Here is a 15,572-nt window from a genome sequence, read left to right on the forward strand (position 1 = left end):
AGAAGGAAGAAGGAAAAATATTGCGTTGTCTGAGTTTTAAGCTTTTGATCTGTCCGCACCCTTTCCTTCGACTGCTATAAATCAGGACTTACGCAAATTGACTGTTAAACCATCATCTGTAGGGGCTATCAACAGTATTAAAATAATTAGACAAAGTTAGACATAATTAGACACTTATTGTGATATACTAGATTTATGTCTAACTTATTAACCATATCTGAAGCAGCAGAACTGCTAGGAGTGTCAACAAAAACAATCAGACGATGGGAGGCTCAAGGACGGTTAAACTCAATCCGTACCGCAGGAGGTCACCGGAGGTTTACAGTATCTGATTTAATAGGTAACAAACAAGATAATTCTTTAACCGTGGCCTATGCTAGAGTTAGTAGCCATGACCAAAAAGATGATTTGGATCGCCAAAAAATAGTCTTAGAGGCATACTGCGCTCAACAAGGTTGGTCATTTGAAGTGATATCAGACTTGGGCAGTGGTTTGAACTATCGTAAAAAAGGTTTAATTAAACTGATAAAACTGATTTGTTCAGACCAAGTAGAGCGATTAGTTTTAACTCATAAAGACAGATTGCTGAGATTTGGTAGTGACTTGATATTTACTTTGTGTGAAATATTTGGCACAGAAGTAGTTATGATTAATCGTTCTGAAGACTCTACTTTTGAGGAAGTCTTAGCTCAAGATGTAATAGAAATAATTACAGTTTTTTCTGCCAGACTTTATGGTTCAAGAAGTCATAAAAACAAACAAATTGTCAAACAATTAAAAGAGGTGGCCGATCAATTGAAATGAAATCTTTTAAAACTAAGCTAAAACTTAAACTACAACAAAAAACAATACTTGCCAAGCACGCAGGAGTAGCTCGTCATGCTTATAATTGGGGGTTAGCAACTTGCATAAAAGAGTACGAAGAAACTAAAAAACGCCCTAGTGCAATTACCTTGCATAAACGTTTAGTCGCTGAAGTCAAATCAATTAATCCCTGGTATTATGAGGTGTCTAAATGTGCCCCACAACAAGCATTGAGAGATTTAGAGAGAGCATTTAAGAACTTTTTAACCATTCCAAAACGTGGATTCCCGGTCTTTAAGAAAAAAGGGAAAAAAGACAGTTTCTATCTAGAAGGAAGCATTAAAATCTTAAAAGGGAACTATATAAAACTACCCAGAATAGGAATAGTAAAAACTTATGAAATCTTGCCATCTGTGCTCATCAAAAATGTTACCATCTCAAAACGTGCAGATAGTTGGTATATCAGCTTTAAATATGATTTAGAACCAGCACCTAATTCACCTGTAAAAAAACGAGCTGTTATTGGTGTAGATGTAGGTATAAACACCCTAGCTACCTGTAGTGATGGAACAACCTACGCTAACGTCAAAGCCTACAAGCAAGCTAAAAAACGATTAGTTCGTCATCAACGTGCAGTCAGTAAAAAAGTTATTGGTTCCAAAAACAGAATTAAAGCAGTAAAAAGATTAGCCAAGGCTCACAAAAAAGTAGCTGATATCAGAGCCGATACGCTCCATAAAATCACAACATGGTTAGCTAAAAACCACAGCACCATAGTGATAGAAGACTTGAATGTAAGTGGAATGCTCAAAAATCATAAACTAGCAAGTGCCATAGCAGACTGTGGCTTTTATGAGTTTAAGCGTCAACTTACATACAAATGTGAATGGTATGGTAGTGAATTAGTCATAGCTGATAGATTTTATCCAAGTTCTCAAATATGTTCTCACTGTGGGCATCAACAGAAAATGTCTTTAAGTATGAGAACTTACAAATGCGGACACTGTGGTTTCACTGCTGACAGAGATTTTAATGCAGCTGTCAACTTAGAAAATTATGCACGTCAGTAGCTTGAGTTTCAAGCGAATTTAAGCCTGTGGAGAAGATAAGTTACAGACTGCGGTCAGTGGTCTTCTGTGAAACAGGAAGCTAGCTCCAAAGCTCATGCAATTCCGGCATGGGTAAGTTTGGGTAAGTTTAGTATAACGGAACTGATAAATTTGGTGATGTATTGAGCGACTGCAAGACCAGAAAGAGGGAAGAATTTTGGAAGTATTTGCTATGTTTCACTTCGTGACATGAAAAGTCAACTCTGATTAGAATATTATTCTATGCAACTTCTAATAGACATAGGCGTGATAATCAAAAATCAAATCAATTATCGCGCAAGAATTATCAATTCTTTCCCCCTACTCTGTAGGTAGGGACTTTGCATGCAAAGTCCCTACCTACTCCCTCTTTTCGGGAGAGGTCTAATGAATTTAGTATTACGACCCAGCGTTATTAAGTAACCTGATAATATCTTGATAACCATTAAATTCTGCGAGCATTAAAGCCGTACAACCGCCTTGATTTTTATCATTTAAATTAGCACCATAATCAATTAATAGTTTTACAGCTTCAGCATGACCTTGGTATGCTGCCCACATTAAAGCTGTCGCTTCATTATCATCTCTAAGATTAATATCAGCTCCTTTTTCTAAGAGTATTTTTAATGTTTCAATATCGCCTTGATATGCTGCCTTCATCATTGGAGTAGAGCCACCTTGAGCAGGAATATTAACATCTGCCCCTACATCTAACAAAACATTAATAATTTCTTGATTTTTTTGCCATATTGCTAAAGTTAAAGCTGTTTCTCCAAGATGTTTACTATTCAATAAAGATGTCAAATTTTGCTTTTCTATTTTGTTCAATAAAATTGACACAATATCTGTATAACCATGAAAAATTGCCCCAAATAAAGGTGTATCACCTGCTTGATTCTTAGTAACAATTTCAGCCCCATAATTTAACAGTAGTTTTACCATTTCCGTATGATTTTCTACTACAGCAAAACTTAAAGCTGTTTCTCCTTCTAAATCTTGAGAATTAACATCAGCATGAGCATCCAATAAAGTAGAAGCGATCGCTACATTTCCTTCCGCAGCAGCAGCCATCAAAGCTGTACCACCATTTCTACTTTTAATATTTACATCTGCCCCTGCTTCTAACAAAACTTTGACTACTTCTAAATGACCTAGATCGGCAGCTAAAATGAGTGGAGTCTCTCCATCTTTGTCTTTAAAATTAATATCAGCACCAGCTTTTAATAGAGTATTTACAGCAGGTAAATCACCTGTTTCTGCTGCTTGCATTAACCATGTTTTACCTTGTAAATTTCTAGTATTTATATTCACACCATGATTAATCAAAATTTCTCTTATTTCTGCATAATTACTATCAGTAACTACGGATAAAGTAGACTCATCTACCCTCGCTCCAGCATCTAGCAAGACCTTAACTACATCTTGATAACCTTGACTCGTTGCTAAACCCAAGGCTGTATCATGGTCTTTATCCACTACATTAACATCAGCTCCAGCAGCAATTAATTGATTGGCCACTGCGATATAACCATTCATGGCAGCAACCATTAGTGGGGAACTAGCATCATCATTTTTAGCATCGACATCAGCACCCCTACTTAGCAAAAGTTCTACTATTTCCGTCCGTCCATGAGCTGCAGCTAACATTAAAGCTGTTGCCCCAAACTTTTTTCTTATATAGTTGACATCAGCGCCTTTATCTAGTAAAGCAGAGGCTATTTGAGTGTACCCCTTTTCTGCAGCAATCATTAAAGCCGTTGTACCATCTAGAGCTTGAGCATTAGCATCAATATTTTGAGCCAGCAAAGTACATACTTGGGCAAAATTAGCATTTTTAACAGCCTGGACTAAGAAAATTTCTTCTTTTTGCGAAGCCATACCGAAAACCATAATCTACGTCTTTAAGATCACATAAGATTAACTTGCTGTTATGCTAACTTTTATGAAGTTTTTTTACTAATCCTAGAGAGAAGATAAATTATGGATCTGCCAATTCCAGAATCTATTAAACCATGGCTCAATTTTTTTCATCCCGCCATTATGTGGATACTATTGGCCTTGACAATTTACGCCTTATATCTCGGCATCAAAGTTCGTAATAGTAGAACTGCTACAGATACAGAAAAGAAAAAAGAATTTGCTAAATTTAAAATCAAACATCACCAAGTTGGCTCCTTTCTCTTAGCTTTTTTGGTTTTAGGGTCTCTTGGTGGAATGGCAGTCACTTATATCAATAATGGAAAATTATTTTTTGGCCCTCATCTCTTAGCCGGGTTAGGCATGACAGGAGCGATCGCTATCTCTGCGTCTTTAACTCCTTTTATGCAGAAAGGCCAAGATTGGGCTCGCTATAGTCATATTGTTCTTAATGTGTCAATTCTTGGTCTTTTTAGCTGGCAAGCGGTAACGGGAGTGGAAATTCTGTTAAGGATTATTAGCAAGATGTAAAAGATGGGAATTAATCAGGGGATTAAATTTTTCCCTGATTTTCAGGTTCCATATCTTTACTTGCGTTTTCTTGGTTTGGGAAATGGCAAGTTATGAGTGGTATGAAAATCTATTTGAGTTTTGTGACTCAAGCATTTAGATACTTGTTGTACTACTTTAAGTAATAAACTATCGCCAGTTTTTTGAATCAAACTAGGGGACATTTTCCGAATAAACTGGGGAAATTTTACACCTACGGTCAAATCTAAATCCCATTTTGCACCAGTCATAACAGGAGGCAGTCCTAACTTTTGAATTTCCTTGTGACTAAAAAACTTCTCTGTGGGTAACTCTAGCAACTTCATTTCTGATTGAAAGTTTATTTGATATCCGGGAGGTGTATAATTAGGCACTGGGATAGATATAATTTTATATATTCCTGCGGAGTCTGGTGGTACTAATTCCAAACCTACTCTAGCTTCAACCTGGTATCCAAAAGAACCAAATTTTCCGAGCGACAAATCATAGCCATTTTCTCCAAGAGGCTCAACTTTCATCGGATGAGCACATTGACAAAACCAACTACGATGAGATGCAAAGTGCCTTGCTACAGTATCTACATCTGCATATAATTTCATGCAGTCATTGTATTTTGTCTTAAACCAGGTAGTTGGGTTAGTTTCCGATACTTCTATTTTTGTTGTACTTACATAGAAATCACTAACCAAGTTTTTGTCCATCTCTAAAGTTTGATGTCCTGCAAAGTTGTGATCCATGATTCATTCTCCTATGTATACATATATACACTATATCCAATATTTTGAGGATTCCCAAATTGCTATCTAGTTTATACAAAGAATTTATATTTATAGCAGGCAACAGGGAACAAGGAACAGAAGGAACAGTGGGAAAAACATTTCCCCTGATTCGGATCATCATCAGCATAAGTCCATTAGCAAATTTACTCCGGCGTTGCAAAGCTAAATTAGGTGGTAACGGTCAGTTTTGGCCCAATGGTCAATCAGCAAAATCAGGATTAAATAAGTCTTTGCAAGATGCTGCTAGTATCAATTTCTTGATGTTTTAGAGTATATAGCTTGGAAACTGGGTAAGCGAGTTGTAAAAGTAGACCCAAAAGGTACGTCTCAACATTGTTGGGAATGCTTGAATCAAGTCTCTAAAAGCTGATCAGAGCGCTGGTATTCATGTCCTAAATGTGGACAAGAACTAGACAGAGACTATAACTCACCCACCCCTCTAGCTCCCCTCCCGGGAGGGGATGGGGGTGGGTTGGATTGTTATCAACACAGGAGGAGGACATCACTTCTGTTAAAACTGCGGTCAGGGCGTCTCTGACTGAAGAATCCTGCGCTCTCCCGTAGGGGAGCGTCGGGAGTATGTCAAAGCAGAGAATTAGTAATTGAAGAAGGAGTCAGGAGACAAAGTTAAGTTTGTTGGAGATACTCTTGCGCGTCTGTAATTTTAGACACTATTAAAATTAAATCAAGATGATCGGGATTTGAAAACCCAAATTTCCTCTTAACTAGAGACACAGAGATATCCCAATACCCTATATATAATTCTCTTCTGACCACTGACTACTGACTTGCAGTCAAAAACTGTTAAAATTTATAACTTTAATATAGATTGAAAAATGAAAGTATTTGTTGCTGGAGCAACTGGCCAAACAGGTCGTCGGATTGTACAAGAGTTAGTAAGACGAGATATTCCTGTAAAAGCTCTGGTTCGTGACTTAGAAATAGCTAAAGAAATTTTGCCTCCAGAAGCAGAGTTGGTAATAGGGGATGTCCTGAATTCTCAAAGTCTCCATGCTGCTATTGAAGATAGCACAGTACTTTTATGTGCTACGGGTGCTAAACCTAGTTTTGACTTTACTGGCCCATATAAAGTGGATTATGTGGGAACTAAAAATTTAGTGGATATTGCTAAACAGAAGGGTATTGAACGTTTTATTTTAGTTTCATCCCTATGTGTGTCTCGATTTTTTCATCCCCTAAATTTATTCTGGCTAATTTTATTCTGGAAGAAGCAAGCTGAAGGATATATTCAGAAAAGTGGTCTTAATTATACTATTGTTCGCCCTGGCGGTCTGAAAAATGATGATAATCAATTTCCTATTGTTATGGAATCTGCCGATCGCTTATTTGAAGGTAGTATTCCTCGAACTAAAGTAGCACAAGTTTCTGTTGAGGCGATATTTCAATCAGCAGCTTGTAATAAAATTGTGGAAATTGTTACTGAGGCAGAAGCACCAGAAAAATCTTGGGAAGAGCTATTCAACAATTAATAATTAATTATTAATAATTAATTATTAATTATTATTACCTCTTCTTGAAAACGGACAGGATTGACTGAAAGGAAATTTTTTCTTCTCTTGGTCTCATGGATATGGCGCAGGTTTCCTCGCCATCCCACCCTACGGGAAGCTGCGAAGAGAGAACTCCGTTCCGCTGACGCGAAACGCGACAGCGTTGCGAAGCAAACGACCGCTTTTTTCTCCTTTAAATGAGAGGCTTTAAACCTCAATTATTTGCTAAAAGCAATTGAAAAATTGAGAGAGAATTCAAAGTTACTAGCAAGTTCATTAATGGATAATGGATAGTTACCTCTGGTTAAAACCGTTCTTGATTGGATATAAGGAAATATTATTTCTTCTCTTGGTCTCATGGATATGGCTCCGAGACCTCGCCATCCCACCCTACGGGAAGCTTTCCTTACGGAATGCTATCGCAAACGCTAACGACCGCTTTTTTCCCCTTAAAAGGGGGAGGCTTTAAACCAGAATTATTTAATTATTAATTATTAATTATTCGGTACACTCCTTCAACCTTAGAAGGAATTATTCATTATTTTCTGTTTGCGTAGCATCCCGCAGGGAAGTGCTGACTGCTAAGAGCTGTTTGTGCATCATTCCGCAGGAAATGCTTACGGTAATAAGTCAAGATAATTTTAAAGTTATGGCATAGCACATTTGAGAATTATTTCAATATAGTAATTGTTGTAAAAAAATCAGCTATTGTAATTAAAAAAAAGGGGGTAACGCGACTTTTTAATAATTAGGTTAAACTATACATTTATTAGGAAACTTTACTAAATTTATTGTAGAAAGCTGCCAAAAAAATGTTTAGAAAATTCCTCCTTGATTATTTAGATGCATACGGTTAAACCTCAGATTATCAGAACAAAGAAGTCAAGACATTTTTATGCTCGTTTTATGTTGTTCAAACGCTTAATTTTTATATTTATAGTTATCATCTCTTTTGTTTCTTTTTTTCGAATTTTTAAGGGAGGTTTAAACATAACTAAACAGGAAATAACTAAATTAATTTCCCCTAATAAATATAATTACAATAATGGCAAAAAATGGCCTCAGCTAGCAATGAAAGGTGGAGATCCTTATATTCGTGCATTAATGCGAACTATTTCAGCTAGCGAATCTAATTATCCTCGACCTTATCATGTTGTTTATACAGGTAAAAATGTATCTAATCTGAGTAAACATCCAGACTGGTGTATTACTATAGTTTCTGGTCCGAATAAAGGAAATTGTACCACTGCAGCTGGACGATATCAAATGTTAACAAATACTTGGTATCTCATGGCAAAACGTTATCATCCACAACGTGGCAGGTTTATGTTTTGGGAATCTTACAGTTTTGAGCCAAAATATCAAGATGCTGTTGTACATGGTTGGTTAAGCGATCGCAAATATTGGAAAGCAGATATTCCTGGGTTATTAAGAAAGGGAAAATTAGACCGAGTTTTGCGGTTATTATCTGGAACATGGACGAGTTTAGGATATGGAATTGAAACTAATTCTATGAGTAAGAATTTACCAAGAGTATATCGGGAAGTTTTGGAGAATGAATTAAGTCTTTCAAGGGATAATTTTTATCAAAAAAATGAACAATCTTTGATAGTTGAATATTTTCCTAAAGATGTTGACAATGGAGTGGTTGAAAAAGCTTTAAGAACATTAGATTATCAGTTAATACTTCGACCAACTGTAGTAGCGGATATGCCTAGTAATTCAATTTGGTTTGGTTCAGCAGTCAGTATAAAAGAAGTTAAGTTAGTAGCAGAAAAATTAATTAGTTCAGGTGTGAATATTAAAGCTATTCGGCCTTTTAATAAAAAAGTAGAATTCTCTGATTTATTGATTCGAGTAGGAGCTGACCCAGAGGTAAAAAATAGACCGTCTTTAACCTTAGAGGATGTTCGGGAAAAATATAGTTTTACTAGAGATTATTAATTCAAGAATTAATAATTAATCATTACCTCTGTTGAAAGTTAATAGGGTTTGTGAAAAGGTTTTTTTGATTTATATCATGTCCGGTAGCATCGGTATTGTATAGAGAAGGTAAGGAAGACCGAAGTTGGAAGAAGGAAGAAGTAGGGGCGAACGGCCGTTCGCCCCTACAATGCAAGGAAAAACCTTATATTGTGCTAGATATTTCCCCAACTTTATACACAAACGCGCCCCAACGGACATGATATTATTTATTCTTTAAGAAGCCAGGCTTTTATAGTTTCAAAAAAATAAAAATGGTATGATGAAATTCGCTGTTTAAAAATTTCATCAACGTAAAAAGTGTAAAAAAAGAGTAGTTTTAGATGAAAACGAATACAAAGAGTACCGCAAAGTATATGAACAAATAGATAAAAAACAACAGCAATATCCTTAACTATGGTCACTAAAAAAAATATTCAAAGTAATATAAAAGTAATATAGTCGATCAAACTTTCACAATAATAATTATGATTATTCTATTGTTTTCTTTATTAAGAATGCCTTTAATGGAAAATATTTTATCAGTAATTATTCGTGATGAACCTAAAACGTAAGCATTTCCTACGGAATGCTGCGCAAACAGCTATTAGCTGTCAGCTATCAGCAACAATACTCTCTCCTTAAAGACAGTGTTTAAATTAATATAGACTTTAAGGGCAAAGAAGCAAACTTTTCTAGTAAGACAATTAAATATTGCTTTGATCGTAAACTAAAAGCAATAGCTGTTAACGTAGTTCCTCCGATAGGAGGCTAGCTGATAGCTGACGGCTGAATGCTTACCCTAAAACTCCTAACAGGATTGAAAATCGAAGTAAATAAAAACATAAATTAGTTCCTTCAACCAAAATAATTTTAGCATCAAAAATGTTTCCTATAGTAATAATTTAAAGTGGGAAAAGTAGATATAAATTAATATATCTACTCCTCATCCCTACTAAAATATTACAACTTAAATCATATTTTTTGCTTTAGCTTGAATCAATAAATCTGAATCATTAACAAACAACTCAGCCACTTTATTATCTCCTAACTGTTTTAAAGCCAATAAACAAGCATATTTCAAGTCAAAAATCCTTGTATTACTGATAGTTTCTCTAACTAAAGGTATCCCCTGCTCATCTCCTAAATTTGCCAAAGCAAGTGCAGCAGCACCACGAGATTTCTGAAACTGAGGCGCTGTGTTGTGCAATGCTTCTACCAACAAATCATAAGCATCAACATATTTCAGCCAACCTAAAAGTTTAACTACATGATAGTGAGCACCATAATCATTATGAGCGCTTTCGGCAAAGGTTGCCATTAATGCTGCACCTGCAACTTCTGGATCGACTTGTTGCAAAAGAGTTTTGCCAGCTAAATAACACCTACCAAAATCTGTACTATATAACTCTTTAATCACAAACTCTAAAGCTGGAGCTTGGTCATATTCATGGACTAATTCTAAATCATTGGGATGGTCACGAATGACTGAATCTAAAAAGGGTTCGATTTGAGCAAAGTTAATATCACCTGTAGGAATACCTGCTTGTGCTAGGAGTCTAATTCCCCGGAGACGAAAAACAATAGAAACTGGGCATTTAGCAATATTAGGAATAGATGGATAATATTTAGTATCGATTAGGTCTTGAATACAACCCCTTCTAGCATTAACATTTGAGTGTTCTAAAAATTCTACCACTTTTGTCATCTGGGAATAATCCCCTGTTAAACGAGAAACAGTAGCGATCGCCGCACTAGCAATAGGTTCGTCATCAGATGCTGTAAATTTCTGGATCTTAGTTATTGCAGGTTTATAGTCAAATTTTCCTAACACCTGAATAATCAAACGATAACTTTGACCTGGTTTTTCCAACAACTGAGCAATTTCTACAAGAATTTCTCGATCTTCAGTTCCTATTTCACCAATTGCCCAGACAGCATTTTCTACAGTGTAACAATCTTCGTCACTTAAGCAAGCTCTAATTGCAGGTAGTGCTGATACAGCATTTAAACGTCCCAATGTTTCGATCGCTTTACGTCTAGCAATTTTATGTTCTAGAATTGGATTTGTATCTTGTAGAGTTTTGATTAGGACATTGATTGAACGAACGCTTGGAAAGTTAACTAAATGACTTGCTGCAATATAGCGATCGGATTTATCTTCTAATTCTTCAAGTGGTGCTTCTAATAAAGCAATTGCTTTTTCTTCACTTAATCCAGGAAATAAATTGAAAAAACGCTTATCCATTTTCTCTAGTGTTAATTACAATCAACAATTAGTTTCTTGAATAGATCGTACAGCAGTTTACGACAGAAGCATAGACTGAAAGCTTTAAACTTCAGTCCATTATGTGGAACGATCGCCTAAAATCATTCAGGACTTACGCAACAGCACTAATTTATAGTGGTTATATCAGTAATAATGACCAAATTATATACTATATATAGATATATAGTTTCCTTGTGTAAGTCCTGAGGGGGATGAAAAAAATCAACTTCAGTATTTCAAGCCTCCTACTTCAGATTTGAGGTACTGATATAAGCGTTTCTCAGCCTAATAAGGTACACTTATCTTTAATTTGTTTTCTGTTCCCTGTTCCCTAAAACCAACGAATGTGCGTACCTCACGCTTCTTGGGAATTGCTATAACTGATAACTGAAATGACTTTATAATATCATGTCTGTTTGAACAGTTATAAATAAACGACGAAGGAGTCAGGAGACAGGAGACAGGAGACAGGAGGGTAGAAAGAAGAACAAGGAGAAAGTTTTTTTGATCACTAATTATCCGGACATGATATAACTTATGAAAAGGAATTAATCAAATAATCTAGATAAGCCCAAAATTCAACTAAAGCTTGGGGAGACATATCTCTAGGAGAACAGGCGCGATCGCGCGTGTATTGAAGTGCGCTAACATAAGGCGCAGTAGGTAAGTTGAGGGCGCGGTAAACTTCGCGCTGACCCGCAATAGCCCAATCATCGAGAGGAGCAGTATCGCCAACTACTAGACAATAATTAATTAGTCTCAGATAATGACTTAGATCGCGATAACATTTTTCGATCTTAACTTGGGAATCACAAATTCCATCAGGTTTTGTCAGTTCGGGGTACTTTTTCAATACCCAGTCACCAGCTTCTTTTGCTACAGCATCCAGACGCTCTGCTAGTTTTTCTGCAGCTTCCATGCGAGGACGAGTACGTTGTAGATTTCCTCGAATAGACTCTAAGTCAGAATCATTAGGAAAACGCCCTGCTATGTCAGCAGCATTAATCACAGTTGAAATAAATGATTTCATGAATAATTTTTCTCGTTGTTTTTTACTGACTACTCTTCAAGGACATTGACTGAAGTCGAGTCTATCTTGCAAAGCAGGGGTAGTAAACAAGAGGCAATTAATTTTGATTTGAGAAATAGCAATTTTGGCACTGCTTCATAAATATTGATATTGATAGATTGCATTCTGAGCCATTCTAATTCTGTATAGGAGCATATCCCGAATGTACTTCTACCTCCAATTATAAAAAATATTTGACGAGGAATAGAATTTATCCACTACAACTACTTAGGTTAAAAAGAACTTGTCTAATACCAATTTCATAAAATATTGCTACAGTCACGATACAGGGAATAGGGAACACCGGAGCTGGGAACAGGGAAAGAAAAACATCATAAAAAAGGTTGAATTTTTAGATTTTATGGAATATAGATTTTTTTATTGTAGGAATAAATCACAAATTAAGATGTAACTACCTTTTTTGAATTTTGTATAAAAAGACCTATTTATCACTGAATAATTAAGGTAAAATACCTCTCCTTTAGAGGAGAAACAAGAAAATATTTTCCTTTTATTCAATCCTCTTCCTTTTAGGGAGAGGTAATTATCAATTATAAACTATCAATTATTGAATTTATCGCTATCGCGAATGCCAATTCTCCAAAGGTTTGATTAATTTAACCGTGTAGAAAAAAAATAAAGGATAAAGTACCACCTTGTCTTTGATTATGATAAACTAATTAATGTTTTGTAATAAAATGCACAAGGGATTAGCTACAAATACTGCCAACTTATACAGGGGAAAGATGAATACCAATATACTTTTCACGGCGACTAAAGTCAGCGGCTTCCTACTCACTTCTGGTGATAAATTGATAGAAGCAGCTAAAAACGGTCAAGTTGATCTAGTACAAACTTTGCTTGTCCAAGTTGATGATATCAATACCAGAGACAACCTCTTTGGTAGGACAGCTTTGATGTGGGTCGCTCGACAAGGGGAAACTGCAACCGTTAAAATTCTGCTTGAGCAAGGAGCAGATATTAATGCTGCCGATAAATATGGTGTTACAGCTTTACAAGCATCTGCCTCTTGTGGTCATACTGCAACAGTTAAAACTATTCTTGAATATGGAGTAAATATTAATGCCCAAGATGGTCAAGGATGGACTGCTTTAATGATGGCTGTAGCTCATAATCATCCTGACACAGTGCAAGTGTTGCTAGAAAATAAAGCTCGAAAAGATATTCAGGAAAAAAATGGTTTGACGGCATTGATCATGGCTCAAAAACACAATTACTCTGATATGGTAAAATTATTAGATTCTTGATTTATTTATTATTAATTTTCCATGGTCAATATTTTTGAAAAATTACCAGACCCTATAGAAATTGAACAATTATTAGAACAAATTAACGAACAACTCGCTCAAAAAACATTTGACTCACAAGACTCTGAACTATTGCAAAAAATGGTAGAAGCATTGGCAGATAAGCGAGGTATGATTCGATTAGGTTTTGTGGAGGCTTTTGGTCAAATTGGCAAACCAATAACTCCTTTTTTGTTAGAAGCACTAGCTAACCATCCCAACCCCGTTGTGAGGCGCTCGGCAGGAAAAGGATTAGCTAAAATCCAAGAACCAGATTCTATTCCCACTTTAATTAATGCACTATTAAATGATGAGGATACAGTAGTCAAAAGTTCATCCGCCGGAGCATTAGCCAAAATGGGTGCTCTGGCCGTTAAACCTTTATTAGAAATCATAGAAGGAGATTATCCCGGTACATCTAAGGGGCAAGCTAGTTGGGCATTAGGGTTTATTGGGGTAGAAGGGATTGAAGAATTATTGTTAGCATACCAATCAGATAACAGAGATGTTCGCATTTGTGTAGTAGGAGCTTTAGGGAGGATAGCAGAAAGTAGATGGGATAACAGTTTAGAGCAAGTTATCTTTTCTGCTCTTGAGGATCGAGATGTTGAAGTCCGTCTGGAAGCGATCGCGGCTTTAAGTAGAATACCACCAGCGTTGGCATTAGCCAAACTTATTCCTCTGTTAGATGAGTCTAATTTAGAATTATCAAAAGCAGCCTTTCTAGCATTAGGAAAATTAGGAGAAAAAGAGGCTTTACCTTATTTAGAAGTTAAATTAGAGGATAATCGACCTGGAATTTCACAAGTTGCTAAAATTGCTATTTCTCAAATTAAATAATGTTAAGGACTTTTCTAAAAAACTCTCCTCTACTCCCCAAGCTAGGGGGCGCAAGCCTTGCGCCCCTACTGCCGTGCTTGTGTCAAAGATAGCTGAAACTTAAGTAAATTTAAGGATAAACACACAAATAATTGACGAATTATTTAAGGCTATTTTTTAGCCTTTTTTTCTTCCGTCTTGCTTCAAGCGTCAGTCTCAACTGGTTGGTTATTTGCTTGTGATTCCCCTAACAATCTAACGCCTACAACTTTTCCTCCTAAAGAATAAATCTCTCGCATGGCTTCATTCATACGGCTATGAGCAACTTTCTTTTTGTAAGAACTCACTCGTTTAACATCTTGACGACAGACTCCTGTAACTTCAATTTCAACAATACGATCGTCATACTCACTCATTTGGGGAGTTCCAATGGTTGTCATTTGTGTCATTATCAAATTCCTGCGATATAAAACTGATACAAAGCATCACATAACGTGACAATCTGATAGCGTAGCTCCGACCTAGGAGGCTGTTTACTTCCTGCTTCCACTGAGACCGTCGGCGGCTACTCATCCACAGGCATTGACGATCAAACCGACCGCATTTTTCGCTCTTTATACTTGCGTTAAATATCAAATAACTATAATAGTCAGAACAGCAATTATTTTGCTTGTTACTGACTACTATCTTTGATTTTAAACTAACTCAGTGATCTTAGTAATTTGGCCACCACTTTTGTGAATATTGCGAACTTGTTGGTTCATTTGAGAATAGGTAACAATTGTTTGTCTTCTCCCACGACGATTTAGTCTTGCATCATTAGTACGGGAGGAAAACTCAATTAGGAAAGATTTAGATGTATTATCATAAGCTGCACCATTACCCATACTAGGTGCTTTAATGGGAGTTGCTAAATTCCCAGCTACAGAACTAATTAACTTAGCACTGTTATCGCTATCGCTTGTAGCAGAGCCTCGTAATAAAGAAAACATCCTATTAAAGCCTTCTATTTTTATTCCGGGTTGAGAGGCAATGCTACGAGGATAAGGAACCATATTTTCCCCAAAACTATCCAGATATTCATTACTATCAAGGTAACTATCAATCTCTGCTTCGTATCCCTCTTCGTTATAAATTCTGACGTGTTCATCAATTTCCGATTGATCTTGAGGAGCACGACCTAATAAGTGTTTGAAATTCAGTTCGATAAACCGATACTGGGAAGAGCTATGAAAGAATAAAGACTGATATAGTTCAGATTGTGCCACCATCCTGACAAAGCGACGAACAGTAATTGAGCCATTTCTCAACATTGATTCTGCACTATCAAGACGTTGGCTGTCCATTATATATTGGTTTCCTAGTACCTGCTTGTATACTGCACGAATGACCGTTTGTAAATCTTCCTCAGTATAATTGGGACGTAATTCTAGGGGACTAACTTCAAAGTAATCCAATCCTAGAGTTGCTGACATATCTAAATTGCCCATAAATTCCT

At 36.3% G+C, this 15,572-nt stretch carries 15 protein-coding genes; 9 read left to right on the forward strand and 6 right to left on the reverse strand.

Annotation, left to right across the window (positions count from 1 at the left end; genetic code table 11):
• Positions 1 to 195: 195 nt before the first annotated feature.
• Both F6K15_RS11170 and F6K15_RS11175 read left to right on the forward strand, forming a co-directional pair.
• Positions 196 to 804 (forward strand): IS607 family transposase, encoded by a 609-nt coding sequence (locus F6K15_RS11170; RefSeq protein ID WP_293060728.1) that lies wholly within the window; start codon positions 196 to 198, stop codon positions 802 to 804.
• Positions 801 to 1,874: an RNA-guided endonuclease TnpB family protein gene (locus F6K15_RS11175; RefSeq protein WP_293060730.1), complete on the forward strand. Its 1,074-nt coding sequence runs from the start codon at positions 801 to 803 to the stop codon at positions 1,872 to 1,874. Before F6K15_RS11170 ends, F6K15_RS11175 begins: the two co-directional genes overlap by 4 nt.
• Before the next feature lie 417 nt (positions 1,875 to 2,291).
• Here F6K15_RS11175 and F6K15_RS11180 read toward each other — a convergent pair whose 3' ends face one another.
• Entirely contained in the window at positions 2,292 to 3,770 is a 1,479-nt protein-coding gene (locus F6K15_RS11180) for an ankyrin repeat domain-containing protein (RefSeq protein WP_293060732.1), read from the reverse strand.
• A gap of 102 nt (positions 3,771 to 3,872) precedes the next feature.
• Between F6K15_RS11180 and F6K15_RS11185 the strand changes: the two genes are divergently transcribed.
• Positions 3,873 to 4,340: a DUF4079 domain-containing protein gene (locus tag F6K15_RS11185; RefSeq protein ID WP_293060734.1), complete on the forward strand. Its 468-nt coding sequence runs from the start codon at positions 3,873 to 3,875 to the stop codon at positions 4,338 to 4,340.
• 56 nt (positions 4,341 to 4,396) lie between these two features.
• On the opposite strand, the gene F6K15_RS11190 is transcribed toward F6K15_RS11185, so the two are convergent.
• A complete protein-coding gene (locus tag F6K15_RS11190) occupies positions 4,397 to 5,095 on the reverse strand; it encodes a DUF1997 domain-containing protein (protein ID WP_293060736.1) in 699 nt (232 codons plus the stop codon).
• A 59-nt stretch (positions 5,096 to 5,154) separates the two neighbouring features.
• On the opposite strand from F6K15_RS11190, the gene F6K15_RS11195 reads away from it, so the two are divergent.
• The 4 genes from F6K15_RS11195 (at position 5,155) to F6K15_RS39060 (ending at position 8,592) form a co-directional block, all read left to right on the forward strand.
• Complete coding sequence (locus F6K15_RS11195; RefSeq protein ID WP_293060738.1) at positions 5,155 to 5,406, forward strand: hypothetical protein; 252 nt, start codon at positions 5,155 to 5,157, stop codon at positions 5,404 to 5,406.
• Positions 5,407 to 5,423: 17 nt separating this feature from the next.
• Complete coding sequence (locus F6K15_RS38280) at positions 5,424 to 5,507, forward strand: hypothetical protein (protein ID WP_363267760.1); 84 nt, start codon at positions 5,424 to 5,426, stop codon at positions 5,505 to 5,507.
• 466 nt (positions 5,508 to 5,973) lie between these two features.
• Positions 5,974 to 6,627 (forward strand): NAD(P)H-binding protein, encoded by a 654-nt coding sequence (locus F6K15_RS11200; protein ID WP_293060740.1) that lies wholly within the window; start codon positions 5,974 to 5,976, stop codon positions 6,625 to 6,627.
• Positions 6,628 to 7,719: 1,092 nt separating this feature from the next.
• Positions 7,720 to 8,592 carry a hypothetical protein gene (locus F6K15_RS39060; RefSeq protein ID WP_375341057.1) on the forward strand — a complete coding sequence of 291 codons (873 nt, stop codon included), beginning with the start codon at positions 7,720 to 7,722 and terminating at the stop codon, positions 8,590 to 8,592.
• 988 nt (positions 8,593 to 9,580) lie between these two features.
• On the opposite strand, the gene F6K15_RS11210 is transcribed toward F6K15_RS39060, so the two are convergent.
• Both F6K15_RS11210 and F6K15_RS11215 read right to left on the reverse strand, forming a co-directional pair.
• The gene (locus tag F6K15_RS11210) at positions 9,581 to 10,858 is read right to left on the reverse strand and encodes a HEAT repeat domain-containing protein (protein ID WP_293060742.1); all 1,278 of its coding nucleotides are present in this window, start codon (positions 10,856 to 10,858) and stop codon (positions 9,581 to 9,583) included.
• A gap of 556 nt (positions 10,859 to 11,414) precedes the next feature.
• Positions 11,415 to 11,909 (reverse strand): bleomycin hydrolase, encoded by a 495-nt coding sequence (locus F6K15_RS11215; protein ID WP_293060744.1) that lies wholly within the window; start codon positions 11,907 to 11,909, stop codon positions 11,415 to 11,417.
• Between the two features lie 785 nt (positions 11,910 to 12,694).
• Between F6K15_RS11215 and F6K15_RS11220 the strand changes: the two genes are divergently transcribed.
• Together F6K15_RS11220 and F6K15_RS11225 are read left to right on the forward strand one after the other, a co-directional pair.
• Positions 12,695 to 13,216, forward strand: a complete 522-nt coding sequence (locus tag F6K15_RS11220) for an ankyrin repeat domain-containing protein (RefSeq protein WP_293060746.1) — start codon at positions 12,695 to 12,697, stop codon at positions 13,214 to 13,216.
• 21 nt (positions 13,217 to 13,237) lie between these two features.
• Complete coding sequence (locus F6K15_RS11225; protein ID WP_293060748.1) at positions 13,238 to 14,095, forward strand: HEAT repeat domain-containing protein; 858 nt, start codon at positions 13,238 to 13,240, stop codon at positions 14,093 to 14,095.
• Between the two features lie 182 nt (positions 14,096 to 14,277).
• Here the strand turns inward: F6K15_RS11225 and F6K15_RS11230 are convergent, their stop codons facing one another.
• Both F6K15_RS11230 and F6K15_RS11235 read right to left on the reverse strand, forming a co-directional pair.
• Positions 14,278 to 14,523, reverse strand: a complete 246-nt coding sequence (locus tag F6K15_RS11230; RefSeq protein ID WP_293060750.1) for a phycobilisome linker polypeptide — start codon at positions 14,521 to 14,523, stop codon at positions 14,278 to 14,280.
• A 246-nt stretch (positions 14,524 to 14,769) separates the two neighbouring features.
• Positions 14,770 to 15,564, reverse strand: coding sequence for a phycobilisome rod-core linker polypeptide (locus F6K15_RS11235; RefSeq protein ID WP_293060752.1), 795 nt, complete (start codon positions 15,562 to 15,564; stop codon positions 14,770 to 14,772).
• Positions 15,565 to 15,572: the final 8 nt, after the last annotated feature.

It is taken from the genome of Okeania sp. SIO2B3, assembly GCF_010672525.1.
Taxonomy (GTDB): Bacteria; Cyanobacteriota; Cyanobacteriia; order Cyanobacteriales; family Microcoleaceae; genus Okeania.